The following is a 21590-nucleotide window of genomic DNA, read 5'->3' on the forward strand; positions in this document are numbered from 1 at the left end:
GAGAGGCCCTAGCGGAAGATGCCGGTGTGCCCGAGCGAGTAGCGGCCGGGCTGCGGGTACACGGCCAGGCCGTGCGGGCCGTCCCCGACGGGGATGCGGGCGATCTGCTTCCCCGTACGCGTGTCGATGGCGTACACCTCGGAGTCGTAGCGGCCGGACAGCCAGAGGATCTTGCCGTCGGAGGAGACGCCTCCCATGTCGGGGCTGCCGCCGTCGGGCAGCGTCCACTTCTTGGTCAGCTTGTTCTTCGCGAAGTCGAAGATGGAGATGGTGCCCTCGCCGCGGTTGGAGATGTACATCTCGCGGGAGTCCCGGCTGACGTAGAGCCCGTGGGCGCCCTTGCCGGTGGGCAGGAGCTTGGGGGTGGTGAAGTTCTTGCCGTCCAGGACCCACATGCCGTTGGCCATCATGTCGGCGATGTAGAACGTCTTGCCGTCCGGGGAGATCTTGACGTCCTGCGGCATCGCACCCTTGAACGGCAGCCGCTCCTGGCCGACGACCTTCATCTTCGCGGTGTCGACCTTGAGGAGTTCGCCGCTGAACTCGCAGGAGACGATGAAGTACCGGCCGTCGGCCGAGAAGTCGGCATGATTGACGCCGTAGCAGCTGACGGGCACGGTCTTGAGCGTCTTCATGGTGTGCGCGTCGCGGAAGACCAGTTCACGGTCGAGCGAGGCCATCACGATGGAGTACTTGCCGTCGGGCGTGAAGTAGAGGTTGTACGGGTCGTGCACGTCCACCGTCTTGCCGGCCCTGCCGGTCTTCGGGTCGATGGGCGTGAGCGTGTTGCCCTTGTCGTTGTTGACCCACAGCGTCTTCATGTCCCAGGACGGCACGACGTGCTGCGGCTGCCTGCCGACGTCGATCGTCTCGATGACCTTGTACGTCTTGGGGTCGATGACGGAGACGGTGTCGGACTCGGTGTTGGGCACGTAGACGCGGGACGGGAAGTCCTTGACGACCGGCGACAGCTTGTTGGGGCGGTCGGCGGCGTAGAGGTCCTTGGGGTCGAGGACGGGCGGCATGCCGGGCAGGCCCTGTACGACCGGCTTCGGCTTCGGCTTCGGCTCGACGGCCTTCACGCCGTGCGTACCGAGCGCTTCGGTGGCCCGGTGCGGCTTGGGCTCGGCGCCGCAGCCCGCGAGGGCCGCGAGGACGGTGGTGGCGGCGATGAGACTTGCGGTGGCGCGGGTGCGGCGCGGTGTCATGTCAGCAGCTCCGTGGTGGTCACCGCGGCAAGTCCGCGGCGGTCGAGGGCTTCCAGGAGGGCGGGCAGCGCGGCGACCGTGTCCGCGTAACCGAAGTGCAGGCTCACGACCGAGCCATCGCGGATCTCCGAGGTGACCTTGCGGGTCACCGCGGCGGCACCCGGCGAGGTGAAGTCGAGGGAGTCGACGTCGTACGACAGGACGTGCGGGTAGCCGGCGGCGGCGGCCAGACGCTCGACGAGCGGGGTCGCCCGCTGGGTGCGCGAGGGCCGGAACCAGGTGCCGATGGAGCCGGTGAGCCGGCGGATGCGGTCCGCGCAGCCGGTGATCTCCGCTCGCGCCTCGGCCTCGGACATCGCGTTGATGTCACGGTGGTTCAGGGTGTGGTTGCCCAGGTCGTGGCCGCCGTCGAGGATGCGCCGGGCCACGGCGGGGTGCTCGTCGAGCCAGGTGCCCACGGCCAGGACCGTCACCCTGGCGTGGGCACGTTCGGCCTCCTTGAGGAGCGCGTACGCGATCGCCGGGTCGCCCTGGCCGTGGAAGGTGAGGGCGACGCGGGGGCGGTTGCGGGGGCCGTGGTCGATCTGGGCGGGCTGCCCGGGGAAGCGGCGGGGGCCCGGGGCCGCCGGGGCGGCGCGCGCGGGGTGGGCCGGGCTCGCGGAGTGGGCCGGGCTCGCGGAGTGCCCTGCGGCCACCGGGTCGCGGGGCGTGGTGGAGCAGCCGGTGGTGAGGGCGGCGGCGGTGAGTCCGGCGCCGAAGCGGAGGGCTCCGCGGCGGTCGGTCGTGGTCACCTGTCACATTGAAGGCCAATACGGCACAAAAGGGACTTACCGACCCGAGAGTCTTAACAATTACTGGACGGGGTCATTAATAAATCTTCATTTGCCAGGCTCGTGGCCCATGTCACCGAGGATTCATTTGGCCTCACGGGCCGGGGTCTGCCATAGTCGGGAACACGACCCCCATTGACCCGGGCTCGGTCGTCGACAGCGGCCGTGGATAACACCCCCACCATCCACGGCGCTCCACGAAAGCCCCCGCGGCGCCCCACAAGGCGAAAACGGGGGCTTTCGTGTACCCCCGGACGCCCCCGACATCTCTGCTGCCGCCGGGACCCGCACTCAGCGGTCGGCGACCCGCATCTCGAACCAGGTGGTCTTGCCGCGCGGCAGCAGGTCCACGCCCCAGCGGTCGGAGAGCTTGTCGACCAGACAGAGTCCGCGCCCGCTGATGTCGAGCTCATGGACGGGCATCAGACAGGGGAGGCCGCGCGAGGGATCCCGCACCTCGACCCTGATCCAGCCGCGCCTGCGGACCATCCGTAACCCGAAGATCCTGGCCCCCGTGTGCCGCACCGCGTTGCCGACGAGCTCGGAGACGAGCAGCACGACGTCCTCGGTCACCTTCGGGGAGAGCCCCCAGTGCCGCAGGACGACCACCTGGGCGAGCCTGCGCGCGGTCGCCGCCGACTCGGGCCGCGACGGCAGCGGCACCTCCGCCTCGGCCGGATTCCCGAACAACTCCAGTGCTTTCAGAGCCCGTTCGTCCTCGACCGCAGGCGACCAGCGCGCCGCGGTCGCACTCCCGTGCCTCCGCGGCTGTTCGATACCCTCCAGCCCCGCCATGCACCCATCATGGCTGCCCAGAGCGCGCTCCGGGGCCGTTCCTGCCGAATAAGCCCCCCGGAACCTTCCATTCCGGGGGGCTGGTTTGGCATATGACCCTGGCAGTTAGACCCTTGCCGCATACCTGCTGAGCTGCGACGATCGCGCGATTCGACCCGATCACCGACCTCGGCGACCCCAACGGCCTTAAGGTTCCCTTAAGGCTGCGATAAACCGCCCCAACGAGGGACAGCGGTGAGACATCCCGTCAACTGCAAGTAGATCAGGGGAAGTTGATACGGGCTTCTCGCGCGGTCTGCGAGCTCGTGTGCCGGCGTCGGGCGCACCGGCGCACCGGCTAGAGGAACTTGGCCTTGCCCGGGCCCTCTTCGACGAAGCTCCGCATGCCGCGCTCGCGGTCCTCGGTGGCGAACAGGCCCGCGAACCAGTTCCGCTCGACGGCGAGACCGGTGTCGATGTCCGTCTCCAGGCCCACGTCGATGGACTCCTTCGCGGCGCGCAGCGCGAGCGCCGGCCCCTGCGCCAGCTTCGCGGCCCAGGCGTGCGCCTGCTCGTAGACCTCTGCGGCGGGCACGACCCGGTCCACCAGGCCGATGGCGAGGGCCTCTTCGGCCTTCACATGGCGGCCGGTGAAGATGAGGTCCTTCGCCTTGGAGGGGCCGACCAGGCGCGCGAGGCGCTGCGTGCCGCCCGCGCCGGGGATCAGGCCGAGCAGGATCTCGGGCTGGCCGAGCCGGGCGTCGTCGGCGGCGATGCGGAAGTCGGCGCACAGCGCGAGCTCGCAGCCGCCCCCGAGCGCGTAGCCGGTGACCGCGGCGACGACCGGCTTGGGGATGCGCGCGACGGCCGTGAACGAGTCCTGCAGGGCGCGGGAGCGCACGATCATGGCCGCGTGGTCCATGGCCTGCATCTCTTTGATGTCCGCGCCCGCGGCGAACGCCTTGTCGCTGCCGCGGACGACCACGGCGCGCACGTCGTCGCGGCGCGAGGCCTCCTCGGCGAGCTCCTTGATGCGGTCCTGGGTGGCGATGTCCAGAGCGTTCATCGGCGGCCGGTCGAGCCGGATCGTGCCGACGCCTTCGGCGACTTCGAGGTAGGCAGTCATGGACAGCAGGTTAGTGCGCGTTAACGGGAGAGGCCCGGTGCACTTGGTCACAGTGCGCCGGGCCTCTTCGCTCAGGGACGGAAGGGGGTCAGGCCTTCCACTTCTCCCAGGACATGTTCCAGCCGTTGAAGCCGTTGTCCGGGGCCACCGTCCGGTCCTGCGAGTTCTTCACCTCGACGACGTCACCGATCATCGAGCTGTTGAAGAACCAGGCCGCGGGCACCTTGCTGTCGTACCCGCCGCGCACGTCGCGCAGGCCCACGCAGCCGTGGCTGGCGTTGTAGTTGCCGAAGGCGCCGCCGCCCCAGTAGTTGCCGTGGATGAACGTGCCGGACGTCGTCAGGCGCATCGCGTGCGGCACGTCCTTGATGTCGTACTCGCCGCCGTAGCCCACCGTTTCGCCGTTCATACGGGTCACGGTGAGCTTCTCGCTGATGACCATCTGGCCGTTCCACGTGGAGTAGCCCGGCTTGCCCGTGGTGATCGGGACCTTCTTGATCGTCTTGCCGTCGCGCTTCACGGTCATCATGTGCGACTTGGCGTCGACCGTGGAGACCTGGCTGCGGCCGATCGTGAACTTCACGGTCTTGGCCTGCTTGCCGTAGACGCCCGGCCGGCCCTCGACGCCGTCGAGGTTGAGCTTGACGGTCACCTTGGTGCCCGCGGCCCAGTACTTCTCGGGGCGGAAGTCGAGGCGGTCGTTGCCGAACCAGTGGCCCTCGACCGGCACGGACGGCTCCGTCTTGATCTCGATGGCCTTCTCCACGTCCTCCGGGTGCGTGATGCCCCGTGTGAAGTGGACCGAGAACGGCATGCCGACGCCGACCTTCGAGCCGTCCTCCGGCGTGAACTGGCCGACGAACGTGTTCTTCGGGACCAGCGTCGTGAACGCGACGTCCTTCGCGGACGCGCGGCCCTCGGAGTCCTTGGCGACCGCGTGCACCTTGTACTTGGTGGAGGCGGCCAGGTGGTGAGCGGGCGTCCAGCCGGCACCGCCGTCCACGATCTTTCCCTCGACCGGGTTGCCCTTGGTGTCGGCGACCTTCACCTCGGTCAACTTGCCCTTGTCGGCGGTGATCCGGAGGTCTCCGCTGGTGGCCACGCCGTCCGCGCCGTCCTTCGGGGCGATGGTGACGACGGCCTGGGACGGCTTGTTGGTGTCCGCCTTCCCCGAGTCGCCGCCCTTGCCGTCACTCCCCGCACCGGAGCCGCCGCCCCCTCCGCCGCAAGCCGTGGCCAGCAGCAGAGCGGCCCCCAGCAGAGCCCCCGATATCGGTCGTCGCCCGTTCACGATCTCGTCTCCCCTCGCGCAAGGCCGGTCAGGCCCGCACCCCAGCGCGTCCTAGCGCGCACTGCGACAGATAACCACACGACCTGCAGTTATGGATCCCCAGGTATGTCACCGTTCAGTCCCAACTGGTCCGGCTTTGACGGGGCGTGGGGTGAGGCATGGGCCGGGTCGGCCGACCGCGGGGCTCAGTGCTTGGCAGCGCCCGCCTTCCAGTCCTTCCAGTTCATGTTCCAGCCGCTGAGGCCGTTGTCGGGCGCGACTACCTTGTCCTTGCTGTTGACCACTTCGATGACGTCGCCGACGAGGGTGCGGTCGAAGAACCAACCCGCGGGCGAATCCGAGCTGCCGCCCCTGTCATCGGCAAGGCCGATGCAGCCGTGGCTGATGTTGCGGTTACCGAAGGCGTCCGATGTCCAGTAGTTGCCGTGCAGGAACGTTCCGGATGTCGTCAGCCGGATGGCGTGCGGCACGTCGGGGACGTTGTACTCGCCGCCGAACCCGACGGTGCGGCTGTCCATCCGGGTCATCTCGAGCATCTCGCTGACGACCATCTTCCCGTTGTACGTGGGAGTCTTGACCGCCCCGGCGGTGATGGGGATGGTGTCGACGAGTTCGCCGTCGCGGCGTACCTCCATGGTGTCCTCGTCCGCGTCCACCAGGCTGGTCTGGCTGCGGCCGATGGTGAAGGCGATCTTCTTGTGCTGCACGCCGTACACACCGGGGGCCGACTGCACGTCGCGCAGCCCCAGGTCGACGGTGACCTCCGTGCCCGGCTTCCAGTAGTCGCGCGGCCGGAAGTCGAGGCGGGACTTGCCGAACCAGTGCGGGGCGACCTCCACGGCGGGCTTCGTCGTGATGTGGATGGCGCGTTCGACGGCGGCCCGGTTCTCGATGTCCCTGTTGAACTCGAGCGAAACGATCATGCCGGTGCCGACGGTGGACCGGTCCTCCGGCGTGACGTAGCCGACGAACCGCTTGGCGGGGACGGACGTCGTGAAGGTGGTGTGGCGTGCCGAGCGGTGACCGTCCTCGTCGCGCGCGACCACGTCCACGGTGTACTTGGCGGCGAGGGAGAGCTGCCGTTCGTCGGTCGGCCGCCATCGCGTGCCGTCTTCGTCGATCCGGCCCTGGACCGGAACCTCCTCCCCGTCCTGGAGCTTCACGACCTTGACCGATTGCAGGCGCCCGTCCGGCACCTTCACCTCGATCTGCCGGTCGGCCCGTACGTTCTTGGTCCCGTCGCCCGGGACGACCTTGATTGCTTCCTCGGGGGACCGCGGCTTGCCGAGCAGATCCTCCGCGGCGGTGCATCCGGTGACTCCGGTCAGCACCACCGCCCAGGTCAGTACGGCGGCCAGCGTGGCCCCTGCGTTTCTCACAGCTGTTCTCACACCCGATCAACGACCGTCACCCCGCCGGGGAAACGTGAGTGCGACCCAAGCTCTGGGCAGAACACTGGGGAGGACGACGCGACGGGGAGCCGCGGCCGGGACGCCGCACGCCCTTCCCCTGCCGGTGGCGCCGGCCCGACCGAGCCGCGGGAGGCATGACAGGTGGCGAGCGCACCCGAGCAGGAGGCACCACAGGATGCCCTGGTGGAACGGCACGCGGGGCTTCCGCAGGCGCGCTCCGCGACCGGACGGAAGGTCCGCCGCACGAGAGAGAGGCCGCCGCCCGTCGAGCCGGTGTGGCCGGGCGCCCCGACCCCGCTGGGCGCGCGCTTCCGGGTCGGTCCTGACGGCACGGCGGGCACCAACTTCGCGCTCTGGGCGGGCGGCGCGGAGTCGGTCGACCTCTGCCTCTTCGACGACGCGGGCCGCGAGCGGCGCGCCCCGCTGACCGAGCTGACGCACGAGATCTGGCACGGCTTCGTACCGGACGTGCTGCCGGGGCAGCGGTACGGGTTCCGGGTGCACGGCCGCTGGGACCCGTGGACGGGCGCACGCTGGAACCCGGCGAAGCTGCTCCTCGACCCGTACGCGCGGGCCGTGGACGGGGACTTCGTGTTGCCGCCCGAGGTCTACGGCCATGTGCGCGACTGGCCCGAGCAGCATGTGGCCGACACCGTGCGCGACGACCGGGACTCGGCCCCGTACGTCCCCAAGGGGGTGGTCGTGCACGACGACGCACCCGACGACGAGTGGGCGGACGACCGGCGGCCGAAGACGCCGTGGGCGGACTCGGTGATCTACGAGCTGCATGTGAAGGGGTTCACCCAGCGGCACCCGGGGATCCCCGGGGAACTGCGGGGGACGTACGCGGGGCTCGCGCATCCCGCGGCCGTGGAGCATCTGGTGAAGCTGGGTGTGACGGCGGTCGAGCTGCTTCCCGTGCACCAGTTCGCCCACGAGGACCACCTGCTCAGGCGGGGCCTGCGCAACTACTGGGGCTACAACTCCATCGGCTACTTCGCCCCGCACGCGGCGTACGCGGCGTCGGGGACGGGCGGGCAGCAGGTCGGCGAGTTCAAGCGGATGGTGCGGGCGCTGCACGAGGCCGGCATCGAGGTCATCCTCGACGTGGTCTACAACCACACGGCGGAGGCGGGCGAGCTCGGCCCGACGCTGTCTCTGAAGGGCATCGACAACCGCGGCTACTACCGCCTCCAGGACGACGCGCGCCGGTACGCGGACTACACGGGCTGCGGCAACACCCTGCACGTCGTGCAGCCGCACGTGCTGCGCCTGCTCACCGACTCCCTGCGCTACTGGGTGACGGAGATGGGCGTGGACGGCTTCCGCTTCGACCTGGCGGCGGCGCTCGCCCGCTCGATGCACGACGTGGACATGCTGTCGCCGTTCCTCGCGGTGATCGCGCAGGACCCGGTCCTGCGGCGGGTGAAACTGATCGCGGAGCCCTGGGACGTGGGCTCGGGCGGCTACCAGGTCGGCGCCTTCCCGCCCCTGTGGACCGAGTGGAACGACCGCTACCGCAATGCCGTACGGGACTTCTGGCGCGGCGCCCTGCCCGATGTGCGGGACCTGGGCTACCGCCTGTCCGGGTCGAGCGACCTGTACGCGTGGGGCGGGCGCCGCCCGTACGCGTCGGTCAACTTCGTCACCGCCCACGACGGGTTCACCCTGCGCGACCTGGTGTCGTACGGCCGCAAGCACAACGAGGCCAACGGCGAGGGCAACCGCGACGGCACCGACGACAACCGGGCCTGGAACTGCGGCACGGAGGGCGAGACGGCGGACGAGGGCGTACTCGCCCTGCGCAGACGGCAGTTGAGGAATCTCGTGACGACGCTACTGCTGTCCACCGGGGTGCCGATGCTCGTCGCCGGTGACGAGCTGGGGCGCACGCAGCGCGGCAACAACAACGCGTACTGCCAGGACAACGAGATCAGCTGGGTGGACTGGTCGCTCCTCGAAGAGCCGGGCTGGCGGGCCCTGTTCGACCTCACGTCGCGGCTGATCGCGCTGCGGCACGCACATCCGGTGCTGCGGCGGCGCGCGTTCTTCTCGGGGCGCGCGCACTCGGCGGACGGGCTGCGGGACCTCGCGTGGTTCACGGCCGGCGGCACGGAGATGACGGAGCGGGACTGGTACGCGCCCGCGGCCACGCTCGGGATGTACCTCTCCGGGCGCGACATCCCGGGCCGCGACGCACTGGGCGCGCCCGTGACGGACGACAGCTTCCTCGCGGTCCTGCACGCGGGGGACCGGCCGGAGAGCTGTGTCCTGCCCGGCGGACCGTGGGCACGGGCGTACGAGGTCGTGGTGGACACGTCACTGGAGGAGCAGCAGGACGCACCGGCGGTGACGCACGCGGCGGGGGCGGTCATCACCGTGCCAGGGCGAACGGTCCTGCTGCTGCGGGTGCTCCACTCGGACAACGGGGAGGGCTGAACCGGCCCTAGCCGAGGATCTTCCGGTCGTACGCCACGGCGACCGCCGCCGCGCGGTCCTTCACGCCCAACTTGCCGTAGACATGGGTGAGATGGGTCTTCACCGTCGCCTCGCTGATGAACAGGACGCGGGCGATCTCCTTGTTCGACGTGCCCTTGGCGACCAGGGCGAGGACCTCGCGCTCGCGGGCCGAGAGGGGCTCGTCGGCCGGGGCGGCCGGGGTGCGCACCGCGGTGACCAGGCGGGAGGCGACCGCCGGCGACAGCACGGTGCGGCCGTCGGCGGCGGCGCGTACGGCCGTGAACAGCTCCTCGCGCGGGGCGTCCTTGAGGAGGTAGCCGGTGGCGCCCGCCTCGATCGCGGGCAGCGTGTCCGAGTCCGTGTCGTACGTCGTGAGGACGAGGACGCGGGAGCGGGCACCGCGGCGGGTGAGTTCCTTGATGGCGTCGACGCCGTTCCCGCCGGGCATGCGCAGGTCCATGAGGACGACGTCCGGGTCGAGGCGGGCGGTCAGTTCGACGGCCTCGACGCCGTTCGACGCCTCGCCGAGGACCGTGAAGTCGTCGGCCGACTCGAACATGCCGCGCAGGCCGTCCCGTACGACGGGGTGGTCGTCGACGATCAGCAGGGAGATCGCGGAGTCATGGGGCATGGCGGAGTCACTGGTCATGGCGGACCAACGGTACGCGAGCCGAGACGGCCGTGCCGCCGCCGGGCTCCGACTCCACCGTCAGTGCGCCCGCGATGCGTTCGGCCCTGGCCCGCATCCCGTCGAGGCCGAACCCGCCGGTGCCGGTGCGGGCGGGCAGCTCCAGGGGGTCGAAGCCGCGGCCGTCGTCGCGCACGTCGAGGGTGACCTCGCCCGCCATGTAGGAGAGCGTGACGCCGAGCCGTCCGGCGTGGGCGTGCCGGGCCGCGTTCGACAGGGCCTCCTCGGCGATGCGCAGGAGGGTCGCCTCGATCTCGTCGTGCAGCTGCTCGGTGGTGCCGGTGACGGTGAACTCGGCACGTACGCCGGTGCGCCGGGACCACTCGGTGACGGTCTTCTTCAGCGCCTCCGGGAGCGAGGAGTCCTCCAGAGCCGCCGGGGAGAGGTTGTGCACGGAGCGACGGGCCTCGCCGAGACTGTGCCGGGCGAGGTCGGCGGCGCGGTCGAGGTGCTGGCGGGCCTGTTCCGGGTCGGTGGTGCCCGCGACGACCTGGAGCTGGGCGATGATCCCGGTCAGGCCCTGCGCGATGGTGTCGTGGATCTCGGCGGCGAGCCGGCGGCGCTCGTCGGCGACGCCCGCTTCCCGTGCCTGGACGAGGAGTTGGGAGTGAAGCTGCGCGTTCTCGTCGAGGGCCTGCTGGAGCGCGGTGTTCGTGCGTTCCAGTTCGGCGATGGTCTCGATCTGGATGCGGGCCTGTTCCTTCTCCTTGTTGTTGATGTGGCCCATGAACCCGACCAGTACGGAGTTGACGGCCAGCAGTCCGCCGAACAGGACCCAGCCGAGCGAGTTGTCCGGCGGCAGACCGCCGGCCTGGGAACCCGCCACGACGACGATCGCGGCGAACAGGCCCGGCCTGACCTGGCGGCGCGGCAGCAGCCGCTCGACATCGAAGTAGCCGCAGGCCGCGTAGAACACGTAGAACGGGTTGATCAGGGAGCCGACGAAGGCGATCGCCCAGCGGACCCAGTAGTAGAAGACGCCTGCGGGGGACGGGCCCGGCCGGGTGCGCATCGCCCGGCCCCACCACAGCTGGAGGGCAACCGCGGCGGCGGACAGGGGGACGAAGACGTACCAGTCCGTCCGGTCCATGCCGACGACGTCGGCCGTGGCGACGGACAGGACGATGCCGACGCAGAGCAGGCCGTACGGGCCGTAGCGGTGGAAGTTGGCCCAGCGCTCCTCGACCGTCCTGGCAGCCTCCTCGGCGGCGGCGCCGCCCTGGTCCGTTCCCGTCGTCATGCACTCAGTCTGCACGGCTCCGCCCTCGGTCATCGGCTCACTCCCAGCGGAACCAGCGGGCGGCGGCGCCGGACAGCAGCACGGCCCACACAGCCAGCACGGCCAGGTGCGACCAGGGCCAGCCCCCGGCGGCGGCCTCGCTCATGGCCTGGGACGCGGCGCCGAACGGCGTGAGCTCGACGACATGGGCCAGCGCGTCCGGCATCGACTGCACCGGCAGCCACACCCCGGCGCAGAACATGCTGGGGAAGAACACGACCGAGCCGATGGCGCTCGCGACCTTCTGGGTGCGGGCCCGGGCGGCGACCAGCGCGCCGAGCGCGAGGGCGACGACGGCCGAGAGGACGAGCGCGAGGAGATAGCCGAAGGCCTGGTGCGGCAGCCGCACGTCGAACGCGAGCCGTCCGATGGCGAGCGAGAGCAGCGAAGAGAAGAGGGCCGCGACGCCGTGGATGGTCATCTGCGCGCCGAGCAGCGCGGGCGGCCGCACCGGCGTCGTCGACATCCGGCGCAGGATGCCGCGCTCGCGGTACCCGGCGACGACCGGGGCCATCGCCTGCAGGCCGGCCACGATCAGCGGCAGCAGCACGGTGACGGGGACATACGCGTCGATGAGGCGCAGGCCGTCGGGCCCGGAATCGGCCTCGCGGAACGCCGGGACGGAGCCGAGGATCACCAGCAGCACGGGCGGGAAGACCGCGATCCCGAAGAGGCTCCCGGGCTCGCGCAGGAACAGCCGGACCTCGGCCTTGAGAACAGCGGCGTTCGCGCCCGGTCGGCGCGCGGCGACAGCGGTGGCGGCACTCATGACTGACCGGCTCCCGTGAGGTCGAGGAAGGCGTCGTCCAACGTGGCGTCGGACACGCGGAGTTGGTGGGCGGTGACGTGGTGGCGGGCGAGCAGCGTGATCACGGCGTTGACGGTCTCGTCGGTGCCGGTCAGGGTCACCCGGCCGTCCCTGTGCTCGTCGGAGGCGAGCCCGGGCAGCGCGGCCAGTTCACGGCCGTCGAGCGGCGCGGACGGGGTGAAGGAGATGACGGTCGACCCGGCGGCGCGGCTGATCAGCCCCGCCGGGGTGTCGAGGGCGGCGATCCTGCCCTTGTCGATCACGGCGATCCGGTCGCACAGGCGCTGGGCCTCCTCCATGAAGTGTGTGACCAGGAGGACGGTGACGCCGCTGTCGCGGACGTCCTCGATGAGCTGCCAGGTGTCGCGGCGGGCGCGCGGGTCGAGGCCGGTGGTCAGCTCGTCGAGGACGACGACCCGCGGGTTCCCGATCAGCGCGAGCGCGATGAACAGGCGCTGCTTCTGGCCGCCGCTGAGCTTCGCGAACCGGGTGCCGAGCTTGTCCGTGAGGCGCAGGCGCTCGGCCAGGGGTCGCCAGTCGGCCGGGTTCGGGTAGAACGCCGCGTACAGTTCGAGCGCCTCGCGGACGGTGAGTTTCGCCTGGAGTTCGCTCTCCTGGAGCTGGGCGCCGAGGATTTCGGTGACGCGGTCGTGGTCGGCGACGGGGTCGAGGCCCGCGACGCGGACGCGGCCGGCGTCGGGGACGCGCAGCCCCTCGACGCATTCGACCGCGGTCGTCTTGCCGGCACCGTTCGGGCCGAGGATGCCGAAGATCTCGCCCTCCCCGACGGTGAACGAGAGGTCGTCGACGACGGCCCGCCCGGCGTAGACCTTGCGGAGCCCGGCGACCTCGATCAGGGGCCTGTCGCCCCGTGCTGCGCTGTGTGTCGTCGTCATGCTCCGAGAATCCCGGCGCGGGCCCCTTCGCGGCATCGCCCATCGCGCTCGAAAGGGCATCAGCCGATCGGTTGATACGGCGCTACGACCCCTGCGGGGCGGGCCATGGCGCGGGGGCGGGTTCGCCGGAAACCCGGTGGGCGTTGTCAGTGCCGATCCGTAGTCTCACCTCTGATGCCCACTACACATGCACCGGCCACGGACCCCGACCAACTCGTCCCGGCGGCAGAGCAGTCCGCCGTGCGCACGCTGCTGCGCCTGTGGCCGTACGTACGGCCGGTGCGGGCGCGCTGGGCCGGGGCGGCGACGGTCGCCGTGGTGGCCTCCTGTCTGTCACTCGTCTTCCCCATCGTCCTGAAGTGGATCGTGGACGGGCCGGTCACGGACCACGACCCGGGCGGGGTGTGGCTGGGCGCGGGCATGCTGCTGGCCCTCGGGGTCGCCGAGGCGCTGCTCTTCGGGCTGAGACGGTGGCTGGTGGCGCGGCCGCTGGCGGGGGTCGAGGCGGCCATGCGGGGTGATCTGTACCGGCATCTCCAGCGGCTGCCCGTCGCGTTTCACGACCGGTGGGCCTCGGGCCAGTTGCTGTCACGCGGGACGACCGACCTCATGGTCGTACGCATGTTCCTGGCCTTTCCGCTGACGTTCCTGATCGTCAACGGCGTGACGATCGTCGCCGGGTTCGTGCTGCTCGTCGCGCAGGACTGGGGGCTCGGCCTTGTCCTGCTGGCGCCCGCGCTGCCGCTGATGGTGCTCTGCTACCGCTTCGAGTCGAGGTACGCGTCGGCCGCGCGCCGCGCCCAGGACCAGGTCGGGGATCTGACCACGGTGGTCGAGGAGTCCGTTCTCGGGATCCGGATCATCAAGGGGTTCGGGCGGCACCGCAGCCAGGCGCGGGCCTTCCGTGACCTGTCGCGCACGCTGCGCGGGACCGAGCTCACCAAGGCGCGGCTGCTCGCGGGGATCCTCGGCGTCATCACGTTGCTGCCGGAGATGGCGCTCGGGGCCGCGCTGGTGCTCGGGTCCGTGCAGGTCGCGGACGGGAAGCTGTCCGCGGGGACGCTGGTGGCCTTCCTGTCGACGGCCCTCGCGCTGCGCTGGCCGATCGACTCGATCGGGTTCCTGCTCGCCATGAGCCAGGAGGCGGCGACGGCGACCCGGCGGTTCTTCGAGGTCATGGACGAGCCGGAGGAGAGCGAGGGGGTCTCGGCGGCGGACGCTCCCGCGGCGGAAGACGGTGCGGGCGGGCTGCGGTTCGAGGGGGTCCGCTTCCGGTACCCGGACGCCCCCGACGCGTCCGAGCCCGTCCTGGAGCGGATCGATCTGCATGTGCGGTCCGGGGAGACCATGGCGCTCGTCGGGGCGACCGGCAGCGGCAAGACGACCCTGACCGCGCTCGTGCCCCGGCTGCACGAGCTCACCGGCGGGCGGATCACGCTCGACGGGCGGGATATCGGATCCATGGAGCGCGAGGAGTTGCGCACCCTCGTCTCCGTGGCCTTCGAGGAGCCGACGCTGTTCTCGGCCTCCGTCGCGGAGAACGTGCTGATGGGTGCGGTCGAAGCGGAGGCCGCGCAGCTCGACCGGGCGCTCGGCGTCGCGCAGGCCGGGTTCGTGAAGGCGCTGCCGGACGCGGCCGGTACGCAGGTCGGCGAGCAGGGGCTCAGCCTCTCCGGCGGGCAGCGGCAGCGGCTCGCGCTCGCCCGCGCGGTCGTGGGGAGCCCGCGCTTCCTCGTGCTCGACGACCCGCTGTCCGCGCTCGACGTGCACACGGAGGCCCTGGTGGAGGCGGCCCTGCGGGAGGTGCTCGCCGCGAGCACGGCGCTCGTCGTCGCGCACCGGCCGTCGACGGTGCTGCTCGCCGACCGCGTCGCCCTCCTGTCGGGCGGGCGGATCACCGCCGTGGGCACGCACCAGGAACTGCTGCGCGCGAACGCCGAGTACCGGCATCTCATGTCCGGTGCGGACCTGGAGAGGGAAGACGACGGGCCACACGGGCCGGAGGGGAAGGGCACGCGATGACCACGACGACCAAACCGGACCGTACGCCGCAGGATCCGGCGGCCGAAGGCAGCAACGACGGCGAGGAACTGCGGCTCCCCTCCCCCGGTGACCCCTTCGACCAGGACGACCTGCCCACCCCCAAGGGCGCGACCGGCGCGTTGCTGCGCTCCCTGCTCGCTCCGAGCCGGCGCACGGTGTGGCTGGCCGTGCTGTGTCTGCTGCTCCAGCAGGCCGCCGTGCAGGCGGGGCCGCTGCTCGTCGCGTACGCCATCGACAGCGCGGTGCCCGCCTTCCGCGCGAGTGACCACGGCCCGCTGATCGCGGTGGCGGTCGGCTATCTCCTGGCGGCGTCCTGCTCCAGCCTCTTCCAGTTCGCGTTCGTGCAGGTGTCGGCGCGGGTGAACCAGAACGTGCTGCTCGATCTGCGCGGCCGGATCTTCCGGCACGCGCAGGCCCTCAGCGTCGACTTCCACGACCGCTACACGTCCGGGCGGCTCATCTCCCGTGCGACGACGGACGTCGAGTCCCTGCGCGAGCTGCTCGCCGAGGGGCTCCAGGAGCTCATCAACATCATCCTGGCCTCCGTGTACATCACGGCGATGCTGCTCTGGCTCGACGTCGGCATCGGCGCCGTGGCCGCCCTGTCGTTCCTGCCGCTCGCCGTCCTCATCCAGCTGTACCGGCGGCGCGCGGCCCGGGTGTACGCGGAGCGGTCATCGGCGATCGCGCGCGTCATCGTGAAATTCGCCGAGACGATGAACGGGATCAGGCCGGTGCGCGCCTTCCGCCGCGAGCGCGCCAACGACGCGGACTTCGCGGGCCTGAACCACCGTCACGAGCGGGTCAACGGTGACGCGATGCTCGAGATGGCGCGCTACGTCGTCGGCTCCCGCCTCCTCGCGAACACCGCGGTGGCCGGAATGGTCCTGTGGGGCGCCTACCGTGTCGCCGACGGCACGCTCGAGCTGGGCGTCCTGGCGGCCGCCGTGCTGTTCATCCGCCGTCTGTACGACCCCATCGACCGGCTCGCGATGTTCCTCAACTCCTATGAGTCCGCGGCCGCTTCGCTGCGGAAGATCGCGGGGCTGCTGCACCAGACGCCGACCGTGCCGGAGCCGCCGTCGCCGCTCGATCTGCCCGAGCTCGCCGGCGACCGTCCCGGCCGCGAGGTCGTCTTCGACCAGGTCTCGTTCGGCTACCGCACCGGCGGCGAGGTGCTCCCCCGCTTCGACCTCACGCTGCCCGCGGGACAGACGGTCGCCGTGGTCGGCTCCACGGGCGCCGGGAAGTCGACGCTGGCCAAGCTCCTGGCCCGCTTCTACGACCCCTCGGCGGGCCGGGTCCTGCTCGACGGCGTCGACCTGCGCGACCTGGGCACGGCCGAGCTGCGGCGGGGTGTGGTGATGGTGACGCAGGAGGCGTTCCTGTTCTCCGGCACGGTCGCCGAGAACATCGCGATCGGCCGGCCCGAGGCGAGCCGCGAGGAGATCGAGCGCGCGGCGAAGGCGATCGGCGCGCACGACTTCATCACGGCGCTCCCTGACGGCTACGACACGGATGTGCGCAAACGCGGGGGGCGAATTTCGGCCGGGCAGCGACAACTGGTCGCGTTCGCACGCGCGCTGCTCGCCGACCCGGCGGTCCTGATCCTCGACGAGGCGACGAGCTCCCTGGACATCCCCGGCGAGCGGGCGGTGCAGCGCGCGATGCACACAGTGCTGCGCGGCCGTACCGCGGTCGTCATCGCGCACCGGCTGTCGACGGTGGAGATCGCCGACCGTGTTCTGGTCATGGAACACGGGCGGATTGCCGAGGACGGCACACCGGACCAACTGATCTGCGGTACAGGAGCGTTCGCCGATCTGCATCGTGCCTGGCGGGAGAGCGTGGTCGGCTGAGCCGCGGCCCGGACGCGGCCCCACCACGCCCGGGCGACAGCTCCGTATATCGAACGTGAACCTCCGGGCAACGGACTATTTCCGGCCAACATATTGACGCGGTCCTGACAGACAACGCTCTCTGCTGCCACTCTTCCCTCGGCCTCGCACAGCTGTCCCACAGCCGAACTGGCGGGTCCCGTTCGTGAAGTGCAGCACGGCCTGTTGTGCCCAGATGTGCCCAGTTGTGCCCGGCTTCGCAGTTCCACCTCGTACCGCCCTGCACGGCCCTGCTCTGCCTTGTTCTGCCTTGTTCTGCCCGGACGGTCATTCGCCGTCCGGTCTTCCCCGGCCGCGCGATCCGCGGCCCGCAGAAGGAGTCAGCCTTGAGATCGTCCGACACCTCCCACAGATCCGCCTCCCGCAAGCGAGCGACCGCCTACGGTGCGCTCGCGGCAGCCACCGCCCTGCTCGCCGGCGCCGTCCAGGCCGGCGGCACGGCCTCGGCGGACGTCCAGCCGGCCGCGGCGGCCGCCAAGGCCGTTGCGAAGGGCGCCGACCCCGGCGCCCTCCCCGTGAAGCTCTCCCCCGCCAAGCGCGCGGAGCTGCTGCGCGAGGCCAACTCCACCAAGGCGGACACCGCCAAGGACCTCGGCCTCGGTGCCAAGGAGAAGCTCGTCGTACGGGACGTCCTCCAGGACCGTGACGGCACGACGCACACCCGCTACGAGCGCACCTACGACGGACTGCCCGTCCTCGGCGGCGACCTGGTCGTCGACACCGCCAAGTCCGGGAAGACCGAGGGCGTGACGCGCGCCGCGAAGTCGGCGCTCAAGGGCGTCGCCACCAGCGCGGCGGTCAAGCCGGCCGCGGCGGAGCGGCAGGCGGTCAAGGCCGCGGCGGCCGACGGGTCGAAGAAGACCACGGCGGACCGCGCGCCACGCAAGGTCGTCTGGATGGCGCAGGGCAAGCCGACTCTCGCGTACGAGACCGTCGCCGGCGGTCTCCAGGACGACGGCACGCCGAACCAGCTGCACGTCGTCACGGACGCGGCCACCGGCAAGAAGCTGTACGAGTGGCAGGGCATCGAGAACGGCACGGGCAACACGCAGTACAGCGGCTCCGTGACGCTCGGCACGGCCCTGTCCGGATCGTCGTACACGCTCAACGACACCGGGCGCGGCGGGCACAAGACGTACAACCTGAACCACGGCTCGTCCGGCACCGGGACCCTCTACTCGGGCGCGGACGACGTGTGGGGCAACGGCAGCGCCTCGAACACCGAGACCGCGGCCGCGGACGCGCACTACGGCGCGGCGCTGACCTGGGACTACTACAAGAACGTCCAGGGCCGCTCCGGTATCCGCGGTGACGGTGTCGCCGCGTACTCGCGGGTGCACTACGGCAACGCGTACGTCAACGCGTTCTGGGACGACAGCTGCTTCTGCATGACGTACGGCGACGGCACGAGCAACCTGCACCCGCTGACGTCGATCGACGTGGCGGGCCACGAGATGACCCACGGCGTCACCGCCGCGACGGCCGGTCTCAACTACAGCGGTGAGTCCGGCGGCCTGAACGAGGCGACGTCCGACATCTTCGGCACCGCCGTCGAGTTCTACGCCAACAACGCCTCCGACGTGGGTGACTACCTCATAGGCGAGAAGATAGACATCAACGGCGACGGCACGCCGCTGCGCTACATGGACAAGCCGAGCAAGGACGGCGGGTCCGCCGACTCCTGGTACTCGGGTGTCGGCAACCTCGACGTGCACTACTCGTCGGGTGTCGCCAACCACTTCTTCTACCTGCTGAGCGAGGGCAGCGGCGCCAAGGTCATCAACGGCGTGAGCTACAACTCGCCGACGTCGGACGGTCTTCCGGTCACCGGCATCGGCCGCGACAAGGCCGCGCTGATCTGGTTCAAGGCGCTCACCACGAAGTTCACCACCACCACGAACTACGCGGGCGCGCGCACCGGCACGCTGGCCGCGGCCGGTGAGCTGTACGGCACCACGAGCGCCGAGTACAAGGCCGTGCAGGACGCCTGGGCGGGCGTCAACGTGGGCTCGCGCTCCGGTGGCGGCGGCGGTGGTACGTCGTTCGAGAACACGACCGACGTCGCGATCCCGGACGCCGGAGCAGCGGTCACCTCGTCGATCGCCGTGACCGGCCGTACCGGCAACGCGCCGAGCAACCTCGCGGTCGCCGTGGACATCGTGCACACGTGGCGCGGTGACCTGGTCATCGACCTGGTGGCTCCGGACGGGTCCACGTACCGCCTGAAGAACTCCAGCGGCAGCGACTCTGCGGACAACGTCAACGCGACCTACACGGTCAACGCGTCCTCCGAGGTGGCCAACGGCACCTGGAAGCTGAAGGTCCAGGACGTGGCCGCGCAGGACACCGGCTACATCAACAGCTGGAAGCTCACCTTCCCGTAAACCGCACGCAGCGGTAACTCAAGGCCGATCGAGAGCTGTTCGGCCCGCACGGTCTGGGCGCGTCGCCCCGGGTGAGTCAACTCCCCGGGACGGCGCGCCCGTTCATGTGCCGTTCGCAATACGTACAAGAGACATCGCTCAACGGACGATTTCCGGCCAACCTGCGATCGCCCTCCTGACATGTACAAGCCTCAACTGGCACGCTTCCCCCACGCACCACACGCAACACACAGCTAAGCACCACTCAGTTCAGCACCACACAGCTCTCTTACCCCACATACAAGGAGCTTGCGTGACCCCCCACATATCGCGCTTCACCAAGAAGCGTTCGACTCTGGCCATAGCCACCGCTGTTGCCGCCGGAGCCCTGCTGACCGCCGGAATGACCACCGGCGCATCCGCACAGCCCGTGGCCGACGCCACGCCGAGCGCCGCGCCCATGAAGCTCTCGGGCGCAGCCCGCGCCGGCCTCCTCCAGGACGCCGACGCGAAGAAGGCCGAGACGGCCAAGGAGCTGAAGCTCGGCTCCAAGGAGAAGCTCGTCGTCCGTGACGTGGTCAAGGACCGCGACGGCACGACGCACACCCGCTTCGAGCGCACCTACGACGGACTCCCGGTCCTCGGCGGCGACCTGGTCGTCCACGAGTCCAAGGCCGGCAAGTCCGAGGGCGTCACCCGCGCGACCTCGAAGAGCATCGACGTGTCGACGGCTCCCGCCACCCTCAAGGCCGCCCCGAAGGGCGCCCGCACGGTGGTCTGGGCGGCGTCCGGCACCCCGCGCCTCGCCTACGAGAAGGTCGTCACCGGCACGCAGAAGGACGGCACGCCGCGCAAGCTGCACGTCGTCACGGACGCCGCGACCGGCAAGAAGATCTTCCAGTGGGACGCGATCCACACGGGCGCCGGCGAGAGCCAGTACAGCGGCAGCGTGACCGTCGGTTCGTCCAAGTCCGGTTCCTCGTACGCCCTCACGGACGCGGCGCGCGGCGGCCACAGCACGTACGACCTCAAGCACGGGTCGTCCGGCAAGGGCACGCTGTTCACCGACGCGGACGACAAGTGGGGCGACGGCACCACCAACGACGCGGCCACGGCCGCTGTCGACGCCGCCTACGGCGCCCAGGTGACGTGGGACTACTACAAGGACGTGCAGGGCCGCAGCGGCATCAACGGCGACGGCAAGGGCGCGTACTCGCGGGTCCACTACGGCAACGCGTACGTCAACGCGTTCTGGGACGACAGCTGCTTCTGCATGACGTACGGCGACGGCGAGGGCGACAAGAAGCCCCTGACGTCGATCGACGTGGCGGGCCACGAGATGTCGCACGGCGTCACCGCGGCGACCGCGGGCCTCATCTACAGCGGTGAGTCCGGCGGCCTGAACGAGGCCACCTCCGACATCTTCGGCACGGCGGTCGAGTTCCACGCGAACAACCCGAAGGACGTCGGTGACTACCTCATCGGCGAGAAGATCGACATCAACGGCGACGGCACCCCGCTGCGCTACATGGACAAGCCGAGCAAGGACGGCGCGTCCCTGGACAACTGGAAGAGCGGCGCGGGCAACGTCGACGTCCACTACTCGTCGGGCATCGCCAACCACTTCTTCTACCTGCTCAGCGAGGGCAGCGGGAAGAAGGAGATCAACGGGGTCTCGTACGACTCCCCGACCGCCGACGGCCAGCCGGCCGCGGGCATCGGCCGCGACAAGGCCGAGAAGATCTGGTTCAAGGCCCTGACGACGTACTTCACGACCGACACGAACTACGCCAAGGCCCGCACGGGCACCCTGAGCGCGGCGTCCGACCTGTACGGCGCCTCCTCGGCGGAGTACAAGGCGGTCGACCGGGCGTGGGCCGCGGTCAACGTCAAGTGACGTAGGGCGCAGGGAAGTTGGGGGGCGGCACCGTTCGGTGCCGCCCCCTCGCGCGTCAGCCCTCGTACTCCGTGAGGTCGATCGCGTGCGCCTGGAGCGAGAAGCCGTGCTTCGGGTGCGGGAACTCGTTCTCCTCCGTCATGCCCAGCTTGCGGGCGACGTTCTCCGACCCCGTGTCGCCCGGGCGGATCAGGGCGACGACCCGGTCGATGCCTCGGTCCTGGAGGGCGAACTCCAGGGTGGCCTGGGCGGCCTCGGAGGCGTAGCCCTGGCCCCAGAACTGGCGGCCGAGCCACCAGTTGATCTCGATGCCTGGCTGGAGCTCGGACACCGAGAGGCCGACGACGCCGGCCAGCTCGCCGGAGGCGAGGAGTTCGACGGCGAACGGGCCGAAGCCCTCCTCGTCCCACTCCTCCTCCCAGCGCTCGATGTCCTCGGCCGTCCGCTCCAGGTCGCGCGGCCCGCCGTCGCCGACCCGGCGCATGACCTCCGGGTCCGCCTGGATCTCGGAGAGGGGTACGAGGTCGTCGTCGGACCAGCGGCGGAGCAGGAGGCGGGGCGTCTGGATCTCGGTCATGGGTCCATCTTCGCCGAGACCCGCGACGCCGCCGACCATG

Annotated in this window: 16 protein-coding genes; 5 read left to right on the forward strand and 11 right to left on the reverse strand. The window is 70.5% G+C overall.

Annotation, left to right across the window (positions count from 1 at the left end; genetic code table 11):
• Positions 1-8: 8 nt before the first annotated feature.
• From OHA58_RS10525 to OHA58_RS10550, 6 genes are all read right to left on the reverse strand, one after another.
• Positions 9-1208, reverse strand: coding sequence for a hypothetical protein (locus OHA58_RS10525; RefSeq protein ID WP_405478476.1), 1200 nt, complete (start codon positions 1206-1208; stop codon positions 9-11).
• Positions 1205-1999 (reverse strand): polysaccharide deacetylase family protein, encoded by a 795-nt coding sequence (locus OHA58_RS10530; protein ID WP_405478477.1) that lies wholly within the window; start codon positions 1997-1999, stop codon positions 1205-1207. Before OHA58_RS10530 ends, OHA58_RS10525 begins: the two co-directional genes overlap by 4 nt.
• A 330-nt stretch (positions 2000-2329) precedes the next feature.
• Complete coding sequence (locus tag OHA58_RS10535) at positions 2330-2938, reverse strand: ATP-binding protein (RefSeq protein WP_405484889.1); 609 nt, start codon at positions 2936-2938, stop codon at positions 2330-2332.
• A 232-nt stretch (positions 2939-3170) separates the two neighbouring features.
• The gene (locus OHA58_RS10540; protein ID WP_116509701.1) at positions 3171-3938 is read right to left on the reverse strand and encodes an enoyl-CoA hydratase/isomerase family protein; all 768 of its coding nucleotides are present in this window, start codon (positions 3936-3938) and stop codon (positions 3171-3173) included.
• 88 nt (positions 3939-4026) lie between these two features.
• Positions 4027-5229, reverse strand: a complete 1203-nt coding sequence (locus tag OHA58_RS10545) for an Ig-like domain-containing protein (protein ID WP_405478478.1) — start codon at positions 5227-5229, stop codon at positions 4027-4029.
• 185 nt (positions 5230-5414) lie between these two features.
• Positions 5415-6608, reverse strand: a complete 1194-nt coding sequence (locus OHA58_RS10550) for an Ig-like domain-containing protein (protein ID WP_405478479.1) — start codon at positions 6606-6608, stop codon at positions 5415-5417.
• Positions 6609-6782: 174 nt separating this feature from the next.
• On the opposite strand from OHA58_RS10550, the gene glgX reads away from it, so the two are divergent.
• Entirely contained in the window at positions 6783-9080 is a 2298-nt protein-coding gene (gene glgX / locus OHA58_RS10555; RefSeq protein ID WP_405478480.1) for a glycogen debranching protein GlgX, read from the forward strand.
• Positions 9081-9087: 7 nt separating this feature from the next.
• Here glgX and OHA58_RS10560 read toward each other — a convergent pair whose 3' ends face one another.
• Genes OHA58_RS10560 through OHA58_RS10575 form a run of 4 tightly spaced genes read right to left on the reverse strand, consistent with a single transcriptional unit; the run spans position 9088 to position 12772 of the window.
• Positions 9088-9732, reverse strand: coding sequence for a response regulator (locus OHA58_RS10560; RefSeq protein ID WP_405484891.1), 645 nt, complete (start codon positions 9730-9732; stop codon positions 9088-9090).
• A 7-nt stretch (positions 9733-9739) separates the two neighbouring features.
• The gene (locus tag OHA58_RS10565) at positions 9740-11029 is read right to left on the reverse strand and encodes a sensor histidine kinase (protein ID WP_405478481.1); all 1290 of its coding nucleotides are present in this window, start codon (positions 11027-11029) and stop codon (positions 9740-9742) included.
• A 37-nt stretch (positions 11030-11066) separates the two neighbouring features.
• Complete coding sequence (locus OHA58_RS10570; protein ID WP_405478482.1) at positions 11067-11837, reverse strand: ABC transporter permease; 771 nt, start codon at positions 11835-11837, stop codon at positions 11067-11069.
• On the reverse strand, positions 11834-12772 hold the full coding sequence (locus OHA58_RS10575; protein WP_405478483.1) for an ABC transporter ATP-binding protein: 939 nt from the start codon (positions 12770-12772) through the stop codon (positions 11834-11836). Before OHA58_RS10575 ends, OHA58_RS10570 begins: the two co-directional genes overlap by 4 nt.
• 174 nt (positions 12773-12946) lie before the next feature.
• Here OHA58_RS10575 and OHA58_RS10580 point away from each other — a divergent pair, with 174 nt between their 5' ends.
• The 4 genes from OHA58_RS10580 to OHA58_RS10595 all read left to right on the forward strand — a co-directional run bounded on the left by OHA58_RS10580 (position 12947) and on the right by OHA58_RS10595 (position 20973).
• Positions 12947-14794 (forward strand): ABC transporter ATP-binding protein, encoded by a 1848-nt coding sequence (locus OHA58_RS10580; protein ID WP_405478484.1) that lies wholly within the window; start codon positions 12947-12949, stop codon positions 14792-14794.
• Positions 14791-16674: an ABC transporter ATP-binding protein gene (locus OHA58_RS10585; protein WP_405478485.1), complete on the forward strand. Its 1884-nt coding sequence runs from the start codon at positions 14791-14793 to the stop codon at positions 16672-16674. Before OHA58_RS10580 ends, OHA58_RS10585 begins: the two co-directional genes overlap by 4 nt.
• Positions 16675-17039: 365 nt before the next feature.
• Positions 17040-19097 carry a M4 family metallopeptidase gene (locus tag OHA58_RS10590; RefSeq protein ID WP_405478486.1) on the forward strand — a complete coding sequence of 686 codons (2058 nt, stop codon included), beginning with the start codon at positions 17040-17042 and terminating at the stop codon, positions 19095-19097.
• A 292-nt stretch (positions 19098-19389) separates the two neighbouring features.
• A complete protein-coding gene (locus OHA58_RS10595) occupies positions 19390-20973 on the forward strand; it encodes a M4 family metallopeptidase (RefSeq protein WP_405478487.1) in 1584 nt (527 codons plus the stop codon).
• A 55-nt stretch (positions 20974-21028) separates the two neighbouring features.
• Here OHA58_RS10595 and OHA58_RS10600 read toward each other — a convergent pair whose 3' ends face one another.
• Positions 21029-21550: a GNAT family N-acetyltransferase gene (locus OHA58_RS10600; RefSeq protein WP_405478488.1), complete on the reverse strand. Its 522-nt coding sequence runs from the start codon at positions 21548-21550 to the stop codon at positions 21029-21031.
• Positions 21551-21590 lie beyond the last annotated feature (40 nt).

Source organism: Streptomyces sp. NBC_00009 (assembly GCF_045040855.1).
Lineage (GTDB): Bacteria > Actinomycetota > Actinomycetes > Streptomycetales > Streptomycetaceae > Streptomyces > Streptomyces aureus.

Bases quoted from the DNA above. Each gene is read 5' to 3' on its own strand.
- OHA58_RS10575 (WP_405478483.1), bottom strand. From the start codon at position 12,772: ATGACGACGACACACAGCGCAGCACGGGGCGACAGGCCCCTGATCGAG.
- OHA58_RS10570 (WP_405478482.1), bottom strand. From the start codon at position 11,837: ATGAGTGCCGCCACCGCTGTCGCCGCGCGCCGACCGGGCGCGAACGCC.
- OHA58_RS10525 (WP_405478476.1), bottom strand. From the start codon at position 1,208: ATGACACCGCGCCGCACCCGCGCCACCGCAAGTCTCATCGCCGCCACC.
- OHA58_RS10600 (WP_405478488.1), bottom strand. From the start codon at position 21,550: ATGACCGAGATCCAGACGCCCCGCCTCCTGCTCCGCCGCTGGTCCGAC.
- OHA58_RS10565 (WP_405478481.1), bottom strand. From the start codon at position 11,029: ATGACGACGGGAACGGACCAGGGCGGCGCCGCCGCCGAGGAGGCTGCC.
- OHA58_RS10540 (WP_116509701.1), bottom strand. From the start codon at position 3,938: ATGACTGCCTACCTCGAAGTCGCCGAAGGCGTCGGCACGATCCGGCTC.
- OHA58_RS10580 (WP_405478484.1), top strand. From the start codon at position 12,947: ATGCCCACTACACATGCACCGGCCACGGACCCCGACCAACTCGTCCCG.
- OHA58_RS10585 (WP_405478485.1), top strand. From the start codon at position 14,791: ATGACCACGACGACCAAACCGGACCGTACGCCGCAGGATCCGGCGGCC.
- OHA58_RS10560 (WP_405484891.1), bottom strand. From the start codon at position 9,732: ATGCCCCATGACTCCGCGATCTCCCTGCTGATCGTCGACGACCACCCC.